Here is a 15,165-nt window from a genome sequence, read left to right as displayed (position 1 = left end):
ATGACTGAGAATGACGACACGCACCCGGCCCTCGCCGCCCTGCACGGCTGGTGGGAACGGCTGACCGGCGGCGAGAGCGCCGGCACGGCCGAACTCGACGCGCTGATCCGGGACGGCGAGCGCGCACCCCGGGGCGAGGCCCTGGCCCGGCTGCTCGCGATGGCGTACCACGCCCGCTGGGACGCCGACCGTACCCACTTCGACGACGCCGACCGCGCCATCGGCCTCTGGCGGGAGGTTCTCGGCGTGGCACCGGACGACCCGGGCGCCGCCTACTTCTGCGGGACCCTGCTCACCTACCGGGCCGAACGTACCCGGGCGCCGGAAGACATCGCGGAGGCCGAGCGTCTCGCCGCGATCGCCACCGGCGCCTTCGACGACGCCGACTCCTGGTACCTGTCCGGCTGGATCCACCTGGTCGGCGCGACCGCCACCGGGGACGCCGACGGCCTCGCCGAGGCGCTGCGCCGCTTCGCGACGGCGAGCAGCCGCGACCCCGAGGGCGACATGCGCTGCCAGATCGTCCGTGAGCAGCTGCGGACCGCCTTCGGCCTGTACCACGAGGGCCGGCTCACCCCGGAGCGGTTCCGGGTGTACGCCGACCGGGGCCGGGAACTGCTCGACGATCCCGGCGACGTCTCGGTGCCCATGCAGACGCTGCTGGCCGGCACCGTGGCCATGGTGGAGATCGGCACCGCGGTCCGGGAGGACCGGGCGCACGACTTCACCCTGGTCCGGGACCTGGTCGACCGGTACCGGGACGTCGAGCTGCCCGACCCGCACCTGCGCGCCGAACTGGACGCCGCCCGGTCCCAGCTGGACGGCATCGCCGGGACCGAGGGCGACCTCGACCGCGGTGTCTCCGCCGCCGGCCGGTTCGCCGCGAGCGACCGCTTCTCCGACGGCCGGCGGGCGAACCTCACCGAGAGCCTCGCGCTGGCCCGGGCCAACCGCGCCGTCCTGGAGGGTGACCTGGCCGCGCTCGCCGAGGCCGTCGCGCAGCTCCGTGCCGCGGCCGACCCGGCGATGCGCAGCCTGGCCACCATCATCGAGGCGGCGGGCGAGTCGAAGCGGATCGCCTCGGGAGGCGACGAGGCGGCGGCGAAGGCCGTACTGGAGAAGGCTCTTGACGGTTTGCCCGCGGATGATCAGGTGCCGGTCACGATGCGGGGACTCCTCGCCGGGCTGCTCGGCGGTGGGGCCCCGGTCGCGGACGGCGGCGCGCCCACCTCTCCGCTCGACGCGGCGGGACGGCTCGGTGCCCTGCTCGCCGAGGTTCGCGACGCGGCGGGGCGGGGTGATCTCGTCGCGCTGCGGCGGCTCGCGGTCGTCTCGGCAGAGATCCTCGAACACATCCCGGAGGACTACCCGGCGCTGCGGATCACGGCCTGCGACAACGCGGGCGTGGCCGAGTTGGAGGTGGCGCGCCGGGATCGGGCCGACCACGGCGCGGCCGAGCGGGCGACCGGGCATCTCGCGGCGGCGTGTGCGCTGGCCGGCGGGCCGCATCACGCGCTCTGGCCCCAGCTGGCGGTGGAGCACGGAATGAGCCTGCGGTACGGGGCGAAACCCGACCTCGCCGGGAGCCGGGCCGCCGGGCGTTCGGGGCTGCTCGCGTACACGTGGGCGGCGATGATCCAGGCGGACACCGGGCGGGCGCTCGAGTCGGCTGTCTGGGTGGCGCGGCATGTGCGTACCGTGGCGGGCTGGTGTGTGTCGGACCTGGCCGGCGGCGTTGCCCGGGCCGACGGGTCCGACCGGGCGGCCGGGGCCGATCTGGTGGCGGTCCTGGACGCGGGGCGGGGGCTGGCCCTGCACGCGGCGACGGCCTCCCGGTCCATGCCGGACCGGCTGGCCGGGGCGGGGCATCCGGAGCTGGCGGCCGCCTGGCGGGCGAACGGCGGGGCGGGCGGCGCACCCGATGACAACCTGCGGGTGCGGGCGCTGCACGCGCTGACCGCCGGCTCCGAGGTGTTCGGCACGCCGGAACCGGACGAGATCCGGCACGCGCTGACCGCGACCGGGTCGGACGCGCTCGTGTACCTCGTGCCCGCCGGCGAGGCCTGCGCCGGGATGGCCGTGGTGGTGCCGGTGGCCGGTCCCGTCGCGGTCCTGCCCCTGCCCGATCTGGACCCGGGTCAGGTGCCGATGCTGCGCGGTTCCGCCTCCGTCGTGCGGGATCCTGGGCCTTCCTCCTCCGTCGCGCGGGATCTCGGCCCCGACCACGGTGATGACGGGGACGGTGCGCTCGACCGGGTGTGCCGTTGGGCGTGGCGGGCCTGCATGAAGGCGCTCGTCGAGTACGCCGGGGGATGGCGGCTGCGGCGGCCCGCCCGGCTGGTGCTGGTGCCGACCGGGATGCTCGGGCGGGTTCCCTGGCACGCCGCCCGCCACGACGACCACACCGGACGGCACTACGCGATCGAACGCCTCGTCGTGTCGTACCACGTCTCGGCCCGGATGTTCTGCGCCACCGCCGGCCGGCCGCTGCGCCCGCCGCGGTCCGCGCTGATCGTCGGCGACTCCGCGAGCACCCCGCCGCTGCCCTACGCCGTGGCCGAGGCCCGCGCCGTCCACCGCGACTTCCACCCCGGGGGTACGCTGCTCGACCGCGCCACCCCGGCCGACGTACTCGACTGGATCGCCACGCCCGGCCGGGGCCCGTCGCTGCTGCACCTCGCCTGCCACGGGCACGTCGACCCGGCCCGCCCGGCCGAGGCCCGTCTCGCCCTCGCCGGCGGCGACCTGCCGGTGCTGCGGCTGCTCGCCGACGCCCGGTCCGCGGGTCTCGACCTCGACCGGGTGGTCCTCTCCGCGTGCTCCACCGGCGCCGTGGGCTCCCAGCACGACGAGGCGGTCAGCCTGGCCACCGCCTTCCTGGCGGGCGGCGCGCACACGGTCTTCGGTTCGCTCTGGCCGGTCCCGGACCCGGACACGGCCCGCCTGATGTACGCGCTCCACCACCACCTGACGGTCTCCGGCCACCCACCGGCGGACGCGCTCCGGCTGGCCCAGCTCGCCATGCTCGACCCGGCGGGTGCCGGGCTGCCGGAGATGCCGCCCGAACTGGCCACGGCGGGCGGCGGCACCGACCACGCCTGGGCCGCCTTCGTCCACCTGGGCCGCTGACCGACACGAGATGCGTGTGCCGCGCGCCGGCCTCGTCCTATCGGGCTCAGCGAGGGTGTCTCCCCTCGCTGGATGCCCGATGATGACGCTGGAGTGTCAGGAGAACTCCTCGGTCTCTGCCGAGGCCAGCGCGACAGCGCCTTTCGCCATCAGGCTGGCCTGAATGATGAAAGATCCGTTTCGGCTCTTCGGCAGAGGAACCCAGAATGACTTACTCCCGGTGGCGTGATCGCTGCCGGGTAATAGCTGGAATCCGAGATTGTGGTCGCGCCATCGGCCGGAGAGGCGCTCGCCCCCGTTCGGGCGTACCACGCTCCAGAACAGGCTGATCGGTTCGCCCCGTAATCCCCGAAGATCGAATTCTGCGCTGACCTCGACGCCCACCGGCTTCCCGTCGCGCCCCCGGCGGGTCTCGCCGGACTCGAGTAGGCTCTCGAGCCTGGAAATCTCGATGTCTCTCGCTTCTTCGGGGGAGATTCTCCGAGTCTCTCCCGAAGGCGTGGTCTCCAGCAGCAGAGTCTCGCCCAGAACCTCAGCTCTCGCCGGGCAGCACGATGGGCTGGTGCCTCCGCCGGAAGGAGCATCGGAAGGCATCCGCGACGCCCACGATGGTGACGGGATCGGTCTCGTGCCTTCGGTGGACAGGCTGCCCTTCCTGGACGGCGATCGAGTCGAGTTCGGGCCGCCGCTCACCTGGTCGCGCCGCCTCGACGGTGAAGGAGCCGTGCTCAGACCGTTGGCTGCCTGAGCGTGCCACCTCGACGACGGCGGAGCCGCGATCGGACCATCAGCGGACGGAGCCGCCGCCTTCACCGTTGGTGGCGTCGGACTCGGGCCACCGACGGGCGGGATTCCCGTCACAGGCCGGGTCGGGGCGGAACCAGGGCCGGCCCCGTGATCCCGGCCGCCACTGTGTGAATAGGGGCGGAGTCCGTCGGTGTCCGGATGATTCGGCGGTATGCCGCTGGCGGGATCCCGGGCTGTGGCTGAGGGAAGGGCTTCCAGGTACATGCCGGCGTGGCTGAACCGCGAGTCGTTCGAGCGATTCTGGTACTCGCTGAGAGGTACACCCTGGACGATCGACAACTGCAGCGTGGCGGCGTCCTCCGCGTCGCCAGGTGGAAGCAGCGCCAGGATAGTGGCGATCGCCCCAGCCAGAGCACCGATACCGAGGAGGCTCCGATAGACCAGCTTCGGAACGTGCCATCGCTCGGGAGCGGGCGATGGCGTCGATAGTTCTGGAACAGAAGCGCGGCCTCGCGCCGTGACGGGTACAGGCTCGGGACCGACATCGTTGTTCATGAGAGGCCATCCGGTACTCAGCTATATGGGGTCTAAGTCACGATAGTTATACTTTCTATTTAAAGTGTAGAAAATGCGTTTCTGGGAACCTTTGCGGCGGTGCTGAGCCAGCCTGATGGTTTTCACCCGGTCTGCCGGGTTTGTGTCACGGGTCGCCGGACCTGCCTCCCGAACCGGGAGACATCGTCTTCGTCTGAATGGCGTCGGCCGCCGAGCTGCGGCGGGACGAGGGGTCGCCGCCACGGGGCGGGGCGCTGACGGTCGTGTCGTGGTCAGAGGCGGGTGGTCTCCGTGGCCGCGTGCAACTGGGCGATGAGGTGGTCGTACTCGGCCGCTGCGGTGGGGGAGGTGTCGCTGAGGCCGCTGTGGGTGGCGGTCCGGCTGCGCAGGAAATGGCGCAGGACCGGGACGAGGACGGCCTCGGGGATGGTGTGCAGGGCGCCGAAGGTGCGGGGGGCCGGGGGCGCCGGCAGGGCGGCGAGGCTCCGGCGGATGTGGTGGATCGTCGCGCGGAGGGCGGCCGGGTCGTCGGCGAGCGCGGCGGGGCCGCCCGCGGCGTGCACCGCGCGGCCGAGCGGGACCTCGAAAGCGGCGTGGGTGCGGAGCCAGGCGTCCATGTGGGGGGAGGGCTTCGCCCGGAGGCCCGCGGTGCGGAACGTGTGCACGATCCGGGCCAGCCGTGGGGTCGGGCGGCCGTCGGGCTCGCCGATCGGCATCGCGACGCGGCGGGTCAGGAAGCCGGGCGGACGGTGGCGGACCACGTCACCGTCCATCGTGCCGCCGACGTTGGGGAAGCCGAGCAGGGTGCGGCCGGTGCCGAGGACCGCGTCCAGTGGTGCGGCGCCGGCGGCCCAGTTGAGCAGGAACAGCACGTCGCCGGAGACCGGGGCGAGGGACTCCAGGACGGCGTCCACCTGGTGGGTGCGGACCGGGACCGCGATCAGGTCGTAGCCGTCGGCCGGGCGGTCGACCACCGGGACCCCGACGCTGCGGACGGCCGCGTCGCATCCCGGCGCGAGGCGCACGCCGTGTTCGCGCAGGGCGGTCAGGCGCGCACCCCGGGCCAGGAGCGTGACGTCCTGGCCGGCCTCGTGCAGGCGGGCGGCGAGCACGCTGCTGACCACCCCGGCGCCGTAGAACAGCATCTTCATGGTGGGCCTCATTCAAACGTTCGTTTCAAACGATCGTACGTTAGAGTACGCAGCCATGGCGCAGACCGACACCCGGACCCGGATCCTCGACGCGGCTGAGCGGCTCTTCGCGGAGCGCGGATTCAGCGGGACCTCGGTGCGGGCGGTGACCGAGGCGGCCGGGGCGAACCTGGCGGCGGTCGGCTATCACTTCGGGTCGAAGGCGGACCTGATGGCGGCGGTCGGGCGGCGGGTGATCGAACCGATCACGGCGGCACAGGGTGCGGCCCTCGACCGACTGCTCGACGGCGTTCCGGAGCCGTCGGTCGCCGAGCTGGTGGAGGCGTTCGCGAGGCCGCTGTTCGACGACGAGAGCGAGAGCGGCGGCGAGAGCGGGAGCGAGAGCGGGAGCGGCGGCGAGGCCGGGAGCGCGCGACGATCCCGGCTGATCGTGGCGATCCTCGTCGACCCGGCGGAGGAGATGCACGGCTGGATGGGGGCCGCCGAGGAAGCCGTTCAGGACCGCTATCTGGCGGCATTCACGCGCGCGCTGCCCGGGATCACCCCGGAGGAGCTGGTCTTCCGGACCCGGGGGATCCTCGCGGTGATGGCCGTGGACCGTATCGGGGGACGGACTCAGCCCCCGGCCGCGGGCGAGGCGAACCGGCGGTGGGCGCTCACCTTCCTGGCGGCGGCGATGAGCGCACCCCCGACCGGGCCGGCGCGATGAGCGTGCGGCCGGCAGCGCGCCGTTGACCGGGCGGCCGGGCGGCGGGTGGCGGGCCGTCCGGTCAGCGGATCACTGGTCGCCGTTGTGGGGGTCGGCGGAGTCGGTCTCGCGGCTGCGGCCGTCCATCGGGACCGAGAGCACCGCGCCCGGGTGGCGGTCCATTTCGGCCAGCGTGGATGTCGTCAGGTACGGCGGGTGGCCTCGCACCACCCGGAGCTGGCCGGTCTCGTCGAGGGCGGCGAACCACGAGCCCGACTCCGCGGCCGGGCCGCCGCGGCGCCACAGGACGGTGTGCGGGGCCTCGTCGCCGTCGGTGATGCGGAAGGTCCAGCCGGTCTCGGTGGGTACCGGGAGGGGCTCGGGGCTGAGCAGGCCGCGCAACCGGCGGGCGTTGACGCCGGTGCCGTGGACGAACCAATGTGTCCAGCCCTTGGCGGCGTACGGGAAAACGGTCTTGTCTCTGTGCTGTCCGCTGGCGTTGCCCATCGGGAGGCGGATGCGGGCGGCCTGGTCGAGGCGGTCGCCGGTGGCGGGCAGGTCGACGCCGGTGTCGGTCAGGACGTGGACGGGGCGGCGGGCGTACTCGTTCTCCGGTCCGGTGTGCCAGAGGTGCAGGGTCAGGTCCAGCTCGGTGTTGATCTCCAAGCGGGCGTCGACCGAGGCGAGCCAGGCATCGTCGGAGCGATCGTTCTCGGTCGAGGGCATGGCGGGGGCGTAGGCCTGCTGCTCGGCGGTGTTGGCGACGTTGTAGCTGCCCCAGCGGGCCGGGAGACTGCCGTCGATCACCCGGTGCACCACCACCTGGCCGGGGAGCTGGTCCAGGTCGGCCCAGAGCAGCCGCTCGTCGCCGGGGCCCGCGCGGAACGGCTCGTTGGCCTGGAAGATCGTCTCCGGGCGGGCGCCGCGGACCAGGGTGAACGCGGCCGGCAGGGTCTGGAAGACGTTGTCCACGTCGACCCGGATGTCCAGGCCGCCGCGGCGGATCACGTCGGCGGCGCGCTCCGGGCGGTTGGCCAGGATCCGCATCCGTTCCGCCCAGGCGGCGCCGGTGGAGGCCGCGCTCTTCGCGCCGGCCGGGTCGACGCGCAGCACCGTGGGATCCCACCGGCGGTCCGGGTCGGCGGCGAACGCCTTGGCGAACTCCTCCTCGAAGACCTCGCGGACCTGCCGCAGGCCGCTCGCCTTACCGGCCAGCACCAGCCGGTCCACCTGGTCGTCCGGGCTGGTGAACCGGCTGCGGACCAGGGCGACGGCCAGCTCGGCGAGGCGGGCCACCGCGGTACGCGCGATCGCGTCGAACCCGTCCGCCGTCAGGGTGACCGGGCCCAGCTCGCCGAAGGAGCCGGTGAAGTCCTCACCCTGTCCCAGGTACTCGATCTTCGCGTGCTCGGCGATCGCCCACAGCTCCCGGAACGCGGCCCGCCGATCGGGGTTCTCCCGGTACCGGGTCGGCACGATCCGCTCCACCTCGTCGCGCCACGGCGGGATCGGCGCGTTCTGCGGCCAGGCCTGCCCACCGCTGAGGAAGCCCAGCTCACGCCCGGCCAGATCGGCGGAGGCCAGCGCCGCCTTGAGCCAGTGGAAGACGCACCAGGTCAGGTAGTCGCCGCCGCGGTTCGCCAGGCCACTGCTGCCGCGCAGGTCCGGGCTGTACTCGAAGAGCCGTCCGCGCTGGGCGGGCGGCAGGTCGGGCAGGTCGACGGTGACCTCGCGCAGGGTCAGCTTGAACAGCGCGATGTCGGTGGTGCCACCGCCGATGTCGACGACCAGCAGGTGGTCGGTGCAGATCCGGTCCGAGCCGGTGCTGGTGTGCATCCGGGCGAGCAGCGCGTCCACGCCGAGCTCGGGGGAGCTGCCCAGGTCGCGCATGGCGAAGTAGAAGCCGGCCGCGATCGCCTCGTCGTAGCGGGTGTTGATCTCCGCGACCGGCAGCCCGGTCGCGGCCGCCACCAGGCGTTTCAACCGGGTACGCGCGGCACCGGGCAGCGAGGTCGGATAGGTGACCAGGACGCGGTTGCGCAGCGGCGGGTCGTCGGGGCGGGCCCGCTGGATGAAGGCGTTGGTCCGGTCCAGCAGGGACGCGACCGCCCGGGCCACCACCTCGTCGGTGTCGAACCCGGCGGCCGCGAGCTCCCGGGACGGCAGCGCCGCGAAGTGCCGCTTCAGCCCGTGGAGGGTGATGTCCCCACCGGCGAAGCCGCCGACGTCCACGGTGTACGCGCCGGGCGTACCGGTCACGGTGATGATGCTCGGGATCTCGGTCGCCGAGCCGTGCAGCTGGACCGGTACGAGACTCCACAGCTCGAGCGCGGCGGACCCGAACGTGGCGGCGTAGAGCTCGTGCAGCCGTTCGATCAGCCACTGCCGGTACGCCGGGGGAGCGGTGCGCACCCGGTCCTCGAGGACCTCCAGCGCCACGTAGAGATCGCGCTGCCGGACGACCTCGGCACAGGTCGACGCCCACGCGTCGGCCAGCCACGGCGGCGCCGCGATGTCGGGCAGGCCGGCGAGCGCGGCCTCGAGCTGCACCGCCTGGCTGGCCGGGAGCAGCGGATCGGGCGCCACCCGGGTGTCCCAGAGCGTCACCGTGCAGCCGCTGGTACCGAAATCGATCACCGCGAGGCCGTCGTAGCCCGGCTCCTTCGTCCCCGGTGCCGGCACGGCGAACGGGGTCCAGCTCAGCGCGATCGAGCGGCGCAGCGGCACCGTCTCGGCGGCCCACCCGTTCGCCGCGCCGGGGTCGCTCGACCGGATCGAGGCGGTCAGCGTGACCTGCATCTGTTCGGCGTCCCCGACCCGCAGGACCCCGCCGGGCAGGGTGTGCCCCGGGGGACCGACCATCACCTCGCGGGCGTTCCACAGTCCGCCGATCTGCTCGGCCAGCGCGGGCGGCGCGTCCTCGGCCCGGCACTCCAACTGGTAGAGGTAGACGGGATGCCCGGTCGGCCGGAGCAGCAGTTCGGGCAGCACCACGGTGCCCTCCTCCACCGGCAGGTGCAGCCGGGTGGCGGCCGGGTCCCCGGGAGCGCCGTCGACGGCGAAGCTGAGCTGCAGCGATGCGGTCACAGGAGAACCCCGTCGTCGTCCAGGTCGTCGTGCGTCTCCGGCGGGGGCGGCGTCAGATCCATCGGGTACGCCGTCAGGAGGAAGTCGTCGACGCGCGGCACTTTGATCATCGGGTCGAGGGCCTCCCGGATCGCCTGCGTGCGGGACTCCAGCCGCAGGTAGAGCGCGGTGCAGGCGGCGCGTTCGGCCGCGAGCGCGCACTCGTGGCGTACGCGGGCAATTTGAATCTGATGTTGTTGATGCCGGTCCGGGAGCGCCCAGGGCAGCGGCACGCCGGCCCGCAACGGGAACAACTCGTGCGGCTTCGGCTGATCCGGAGCGGACATGGCGGCGCCGAGCTTCTTCAGCCACTTGGCCTGCAGCGCGCGGCTCCACCAGACCCGGACCTCCTGATGGCCGTCGCCGAGCCGGTCCACGAAGCCGGCGATCACCCGGCGGGCCTCGTCGAGATGCGGGGCCAGCTCGGTGTTGCGGCGGTCCAGCCAGTGGCCCACCATCGCGTCCGCGGTCGCCACCGCCCGGGCGCGCACCGCCTCGACGGTCTCCTCGAACGGCTCCAGCAGCTCGTCGGTGATCCGGGGCACGTCGGCCACCTCGAGCCGGACCCGCTGCTCCTCGGCGATCACGCTGCCCTGGAGCACGTCCCAGATCGGCCAGGCGAAGACCGCTTCCAGAGCCTGGGCGCGCACCACCGCGAGACCGGTCCGCCCGTCGGCCATCGTGAAACGGGTCGAGAGTACCTCCACCTCGCAGCGGTCCCGGGTGCGCCGCAACTCGGCACGCGCCGTCCCGCGCAGCAGTTGCCGCAGCTCCTGGCGTTGCCGGTCGTGATCGTCGGCGGCCGTGGCCTGCCAGCCCACCAGCTGCCCGCGGACCTGCTCGACCAGCGCGGTCAGCTCGGCGACCCGCTGCCGCAGCCGTTCGGACTTGCGGTCGAGGCCGTTACGGGCGGCCTGCTCGGTGATCAATCGGCGCAGTCGCCCGAGCCCGCCGTCCGCGCCGAACTCGGTCAGCGCGGTGGCCACCCCGGTCTGCGGCTCCACCCGGGACGCGATCGCCCGCCACGCCGAGGCGCCCCGGCAGAGCATCGTCCGCCAGCCGGCCTCGTCGATGCCCTGCGGCAGCGGCACCGGCGGCGGGCCGGACGGGCGCAGCGCCCACGCGGTGACCACCGAGGTGAGCGCGACCCGGTCGCCGTCGCCGCCGCCCACCGCGGTCTGCCAGGCGGCGTGCAGATCCTCGTGGTCCGCGTGGCCGATCAGATCGTTCTCGGTCAGCGGGCCGAAGCCGGACTCGAGGTCGGTGGCCCAGGTGGTGAGCTGGTCGAACATGTTGACCACGGCGATCTCGTGCCTGCCGCCGGCCCGGGAGAAGTCCCGGCGGATCTCGCCGATCGCGGCGGAGTCCGGTTTTATCGGCTGGGAGAGCAGGACCAGCGCGTCCAGCCGGGGGAACTCCCGCTCCAGCAGCATCGCGTCGCGGACCCGGGTCGGCGCGGCGCCGCGTCCCGGGGTGTCCAGCAGCACCACGTCGTCGCCGAGCCGGTCGCGGTCCAGCGGCCAGTTGGCCGGGTGCACCTCGACGGTCAGCACCACCCGGTCGACCAGGCGGCTGACCGGGGCACCCGCTCCCGGGGGCGGGCCGGCCCAGGCGGGTTCGCCGCCGCTGTCGCCGGCGATGGTCAGCAGGTGCTCGCGGACGGTCTCCCAGCCGGCCCGCTGCGGCGGCGAACCGATCACCCGGCCGTGCACCCGGACCGCGTCCCGCAGGGCGATCAGCTCGCGGATCGTGTCCTGCATGCCGTGCACCGGCCAGAGCGTGTCGCGGCACCAGGCGGTCAGCGCGTCCCAGTCGCCGGTGTCCGGTTTCGCCAGCCCGCGCCGGGCGGCCTCGGCGGCCAGCTCCTCGACGAGGCGCTCCCGGTACGCGGCGACCGCGCCGCTGTCCAGATAGTGCACCTCGGCGTCCACATCGGGGCCCGGCGTGCCGGTCAGCCGGGGCCGGATCTCCGTGATCACCCCGGTGGTGGCCCGCCGCTTGGCCGGGAGGAGGTCCGGGCGGCCCAGCAGCACCGAGATCAGCACGGACTTCCCGGTGGTGAACTCCCCGGCCAGCCCCACCCGGACCGGCTCCGCGGCCACCTGCCTGACCGCGGCCGCCGCACGTTCCACGGCACGCAGCGCCCGCTGGTCGACGTACCGTCGCGCCGGGTGATCGGCGACGAATCCCTCCTGCTCGACGGCCTCGTCAAGAAGGCGAGAAATACGCTGTCGCTCGGTCATCCGCCCCCCATCGCGGTTCCGTATCCGGGTAGCCCCGGCCCATCCTCCCGGCCACTCCGAAACAGAACCAAGCAATTCCACTCGATCGGGGGTGGCATCCTCAGGGGATGCCGTCGCTGACCCTGCGCCCGATGACCGACACCGAATTCCAGGACTGGCGCGCTCACCTCGACCGGGCGTTCGCCGACGCGAAGATCGAGGCCGGGACGTGGGATTCCGGGGAGGCGCTGGGGCTCGCCCGGGAGGGCAACGACGCGCTGCTCCCCCAGGGTCTGTCCACGCCCGGGCACCTGCTGTTGAAGGGCGTTCTGGACGACGGCACGCCGGTCGGGCAGGTCTGGATCGGACTCGGTCATCCGCGGGGCGTGCTCGGGTGCGCGTACCTCTATGACATAGAGATCAGCGAATCACATCGGGGTTCCGGGCTCGGGCGGGCGCTCGTCGCGGCGACCGAGGAGGCGGCCCGTTCGGCGGGCGCGACCGCCCTGGAACTGAATGTCTTCGGCACCAACACGATCGCGATCGCGCTCTACTCCTCCGCCGGCTTCTCGGTGATCACTCAACAGATGCGGAAAACCCTTTAGCGGTACGCCCATTCGGCTCTCCCTGTTCTGGCTGTGTGTCAGCCAGGGCCGTGCGCGCCGGGTCTGGCCGGTGCACCACCTCCGGGTGCGGGCGGGCGAAAGTGTCGTACCCCCGGACTAGCGTTCGCGTCGACTGGAGGACGAGGTCGGGGGAGGACCGATGTACCGGCAAGGGGATGTGCTGCTCGTTCCGGTGGCGGCGGGTGCGGTGCCGGACTGTGTGCCGGTGCCACGGGACCGGCGCGGGCGGATGGTGCTGGCGCGCGGCGAGGCCACCGGGCACGCGCACGTCGTCGGTGGGCCCGGCCTGCGGCTGCTCGCGGACGTGGACGATCCGGAGCGGATGTTCGTCGAGGTGCCGGCGCACGGGCGGGTCACCCACGAGGAGCACGGGCCGATCTCGCTGCCGGGCGGGCACTACCGGGTGATCCGCCAGCGGGAGTACATCCCGGGCGCGTTCCGGCCGGTCGCGGACTGAGGGGGAGCGACGATGAGGCTGACCCACGCGCAGGAGGCGATGGCCGCGGCCGTCGAGGACCAGTGGCTGGCCGCGGCGGTCGAGACCGGCCCGGGTGACGATGAAACTGCGGCTTCCGGGGTACGGGAGGCGTACCGGCTCGCCGGGCTGCCCGCTCCGGAGCGCGTCTACCGGTTCGGCTCGCCACGCGCCGGTGCCGCGGCGGTCGCGCTGCTCACCGGGCGGGAGGTGGGCGACGAGGCGCCGGGCTGGCTCGCCGAGGTGCGTGCCGAGCTGCTGCGACAGGGGTGGACACCGGGCGACGTGGCCGGGGCGTCGGTGCGGCGGCAGGTGCGTACCGAACCCTGGGCCGCCGCACGGAAGGCGGCCGCCGCGGCTCTCGGGAACGACGGCTGGGCCCAGCTCAGCGCGGCGGCCGGGCGGCGCTCCTGGGCCCTGGTGATGGACCTGATCGCGGCGCGGCTCCGGCTCCGGCTGGGCGAGGACCTCGCGGCCGACCTGCCCAGCGACCCCGGCCCGACGGCGAACGGCCGTGCGGCGAACGGTCCGGCGGCGAGTGGTGAGGCGGCGGGTGGCCGTGGCGCGGGTGGTGAGGCGGCGGGTGGCCGTGGCGCGAGTGGGCCGGTCCTGGACGGGCGGGCGGTGCGGATGGTCGTGCTCGACGCGATCTACGGGCAGCACGACGGGACCTGGCTGAACACCTTCGAGGCGGCGGACCGGCTCTGTCCCGGGGCCGGGCTGATGAGCGGGCTGACCGGGCTCGCCACGGTGGCCCGGCACACCGGCTGGTGGTGGGCGAACGAGCGGGTCGCGGTGGTGACCGAGCGCCCGGTGACGCTGGCCCGGGACAACGTCGGGCGGCTGCACCGGGGCGAGGGCGCGGCCATGGAGTTCGCCGACGGGTACGGGCTCTGGGCCTGGCGGGGCATGCCGATCCCGGTCGAGCTCGCCGCCGAGCTGCCGTCGCTGACCGTGTCCCGGATCCGCCGGGAGAAGAACGCCGAGATCCGCCGGGTGATGCTGGAGCACTTCGGGTACGAGCGGTATCTGCGCGAGGCCGACGCCCGCACGATGCACACGGACGAGACCGGCACGCTCTGGTACCTGAGCCTCGACGGCGACGAGCCGCTGGTCATGGTGGAGGTGGTCAACGCCACCCCGGAGCCGGACGGGACCAGCCGGGTGTACTGGCTGCGCGTCCCACCCCGGACCAGGACGGCCCGCGAGGGTGTGGCGTGGACGTTCGGCCTGACCGCGGAGGAGTACCAGCCCCTGATCCAGACCTGATCCCGGCGAACGGCTTCCGGCAGGCGCGGCTTCCGGCAGGCGCGGCTTCCGGGGTGCCCGGCTGCGGGCGGTGGTCAGGGGCGGAGTTCGAGTTCCAGCTCGTGGCGGAGCGGGATGCCGTCCTCCTCCAAGGGGATGGACGGCTTCAGCTCGCGGGCGCGGGTGACGGCGTCGCGGTGGAGGGCGACCAGGTCGAAGCCGCGGCGCTGGTAGAAGCGCAGGGCGTCGACGTTCTCGTTCGTGGTGATCAGCCACAGGCGGGTGACGGCCCGGTGCCGGGCCAGGTCGCGGATCCACGCGAGCAGGGCGGTGCCGGCGCCCGAGCGCTGTTCGGCGGCGGCCAGCGCGAGGATCTCCCAGCCGCCGGTGCCGTCGTCGCGGTAGGTGAGGAGGCCGATCGGGCGATCGTCACGCCACGCGATGGCCGCCGCGTCGCCGCGGGCGTCGAGCAGCTCGCCGTGCACGGCCATCCGGGTGCCGCCGAACGCGTCGCCCAGGGTGGCCAGCAGGAATGCGTCGTCGGCCGGGGTCGCGGGACGAACAGTCGGATTCATCGGGACATAATCGCTTGGCCGAGGGCTCCGGGTGGGCCAAGGTATCGAGAATGACAGATCAGCACGTGGTCGGATTCGGCGGGATGTGGGCGCGGCCCGAGGAGGATCCGCGGGGGATGGGGAGCCCGGTCGGGGAGCTGGCGACGATTCGGGAATACCTGACGCACTTCCGGCTCACCCTCGGGATGAAGTGTGACGGGCTCACCCCGGAGCAGCTGGCCACCCGCTCGGTGCCGCCGTCGACGATGAGCCTGCTCGGGCTGGTCCGGCACCTGGCCAAGGTGGAGCACCACTGGTTCCACCGGTGTCTGCGCGGCAACGGCGAGGTGCCGCAGATCTACTGGTCCGCCGAGCGCCGGGACGTCGACTTCGACGGGGCGGTGGCCGATCCCGCGGTGGTCGAGGACGCCTTCGGCACGTGGAAGGCCCAGGTCGCGGCGGCCGACGCGTGGCTCGACACCGCGACGGACCTGGGCGCGACCGTGGTGCTGCCGAACGGGGACGAGACCACGGTTCGGGACATCCTGATCCACATGGTCGAGGAGTACGCGCGGCACTGCGGTCATGCCGATCTGCTCCGGGAGTGCGTCGACGGGCGTACGGGGCAGTGATGGGCGTACGGG

The 15,165-nt window shown here is 73.5% G+C and carries 11 protein-coding genes; 6 read left to right on the top strand and 5 right to left on the bottom strand.

Annotated features, from left to right (window positions below; all coding sequences use genetic code 11):
* Positions 1-3,129 carry a CHAT domain-containing protein gene (locus tag AB0M08_RS15770; RefSeq protein WP_364493078.1) on the top strand — a complete coding sequence of 1,043 codons (3,129 nt, stop codon included), beginning with the start codon at positions 1-3 and terminating at the stop codon, positions 3,127-3,129.
* Between the two features lie 96 nt (positions 3,130-3,225).
* Here the strand turns inward: AB0M08_RS15770 and AB0M08_RS15765 are convergent, their stop codons facing one another.
* Positions 3,226-3,513, bottom strand: coding sequence for a hypothetical protein (locus AB0M08_RS15765; RefSeq protein WP_364493076.1), 288 nt, complete (start codon positions 3,511-3,513; stop codon positions 3,226-3,228).
* Between the two features lie 1,190 nt (positions 3,514-4,703).
* Entirely contained in the window at positions 4,704-5,582 is an 879-nt protein-coding gene (locus tag AB0M08_RS15760; RefSeq protein ID WP_364493074.1) for a 2-dehydropantoate 2-reductase N-terminal domain-containing protein, read from the bottom strand.
* A 55-nt stretch (positions 5,583-5,637) separates the two neighbouring features.
* On the opposite strand from AB0M08_RS15760, the gene AB0M08_RS15755 reads away from it, so the two are divergent.
* A complete protein-coding gene (locus tag AB0M08_RS15755; protein WP_364493072.1) occupies positions 5,638-6,291 on the top strand; it encodes a TetR/AcrR family transcriptional regulator in 654 nt (217 codons plus the stop codon).
* Positions 6,292-6,360: 69 nt separating this feature from the next.
* Here AB0M08_RS15755 and AB0M08_RS15750 read toward each other — a convergent pair whose 3' ends face one another.
* Together AB0M08_RS15750 and AB0M08_RS15745 are read right to left on the bottom strand one after the other, a co-directional pair.
* Positions 6,361-9,357: a hypothetical protein gene (locus AB0M08_RS15750; RefSeq protein WP_364493071.1), complete on the bottom strand. Its 2,997-nt coding sequence runs from the start codon at positions 9,355-9,357 to the stop codon at positions 6,361-6,363.
* Positions 9,354-11,639, bottom strand: coding sequence for a hypothetical protein (locus tag AB0M08_RS15745; RefSeq protein WP_364493069.1), 2,286 nt, complete (start codon positions 11,637-11,639; stop codon positions 9,354-9,356). Before AB0M08_RS15745 ends, AB0M08_RS15750 begins: the two co-directional genes overlap by 4 nt.
* A gap of 107 nt (positions 11,640-11,746) precedes the next feature.
* Between AB0M08_RS15745 and AB0M08_RS15740 the strand changes: the two genes are divergently transcribed.
* The 3 genes from AB0M08_RS15740 (at position 11,747) to AB0M08_RS15730 (ending at position 13,988) form a co-directional block, all read left to right on the top strand.
* Positions 11,747-12,223, top strand: coding sequence for a GNAT family N-acetyltransferase (locus AB0M08_RS15740; RefSeq protein ID WP_364493067.1), 477 nt, complete (start codon positions 11,747-11,749; stop codon positions 12,221-12,223).
* A 160-nt stretch (positions 12,224-12,383) separates the two neighbouring features.
* Positions 12,384-12,701, top strand: coding sequence for a hypothetical protein (locus AB0M08_RS15735; protein WP_364493065.1), 318 nt, complete (start codon positions 12,384-12,386; stop codon positions 12,699-12,701).
* 12 nt (positions 12,702-12,713) lie between these two features.
* Positions 12,714-13,988, top strand: a complete 1,275-nt coding sequence (locus AB0M08_RS15730; protein WP_364493064.1) for a DUF6745 domain-containing protein — start codon at positions 12,714-12,716, stop codon at positions 13,986-13,988.
* 74 nt (positions 13,989-14,062) lie between these two features.
* On the opposite strand, the gene AB0M08_RS15725 is transcribed toward AB0M08_RS15730, so the two are convergent.
* The gene (locus tag AB0M08_RS15725) at positions 14,063-14,542 is read right to left on the bottom strand and encodes a GNAT family N-acetyltransferase (RefSeq protein ID WP_364493062.1); all 480 of its coding nucleotides are present in this window, start codon (positions 14,540-14,542) and stop codon (positions 14,063-14,065) included.
* Positions 14,543-14,592: 50 nt separating this feature from the next.
* Here AB0M08_RS15725 and AB0M08_RS15720 point away from each other — a divergent pair, with 50 nt between their 5' ends.
* Positions 14,593-15,153, top strand: coding sequence for a DinB family protein (locus AB0M08_RS15720; RefSeq protein ID WP_364493060.1), 561 nt, complete (start codon positions 14,593-14,595; stop codon positions 15,151-15,153).
* Positions 15,154-15,165 lie beyond the last annotated feature (12 nt).

The sequence above is a fragment of the Actinoplanes sp. NPDC051851 genome (assembly GCF_040681165.1).
GTDB lineage: Bacteria > Actinomycetota > Actinomycetes > Mycobacteriales > Micromonosporaceae > Actinoplanes.
Note: the sequence above shows the minus strand (reverse complement) of the source record. Positions and strands in the feature narration are given on the sequence as shown.

Bases quoted from the DNA above. Each gene is read 5' to 3' on its own strand.
- AB0M08_RS15770 (WP_364493078.1), top strand. From the start codon at position 1: ATGACTGAGAATGACGACACGCACCCGGCCCTCGCCGCCCTGCACGGC.
- AB0M08_RS15760 (WP_364493074.1), bottom strand. From the start codon at position 5,582: ATGAAGATGCTGTTCTACGGCGCCGGGGTGGTCAGCAGCGTGCTCGCC.
- AB0M08_RS15755 (WP_364493072.1), top strand. From the start codon at position 5,638: ATGGCGCAGACCGACACCCGGACCCGGATCCTCGACGCGGCTGAGCGG.
- AB0M08_RS15745 (WP_364493069.1), bottom strand. From the start codon at position 11,639: ATGACCGAGCGACAGCGTATTTCTCGCCTTCTTGACGAGGCCGTCGAG.
- AB0M08_RS15740 (WP_364493067.1), top strand. From the start codon at position 11,747: ATGCCGTCGCTGACCCTGCGCCCGATGACCGACACCGAATTCCAGGAC.
- AB0M08_RS15735 (WP_364493065.1), top strand. From the start codon at position 12,384: ATGTACCGGCAAGGGGATGTGCTGCTCGTTCCGGTGGCGGCGGGTGCG.
- AB0M08_RS15730 (WP_364493064.1), top strand. From the start codon at position 12,714: ATGAGGCTGACCCACGCGCAGGAGGCGATGGCCGCGGCCGTCGAGGAC.
- AB0M08_RS15725 (WP_364493062.1), bottom strand. From the start codon at position 14,542: ATGAATCCGACTGTTCGTCCCGCGACCCCGGCCGACGACGCATTCCTG.
- AB0M08_RS15720 (WP_364493060.1), top strand. From the start codon at position 14,593: ATGACAGATCAGCACGTGGTCGGATTCGGCGGGATGTGGGCGCGGCCC.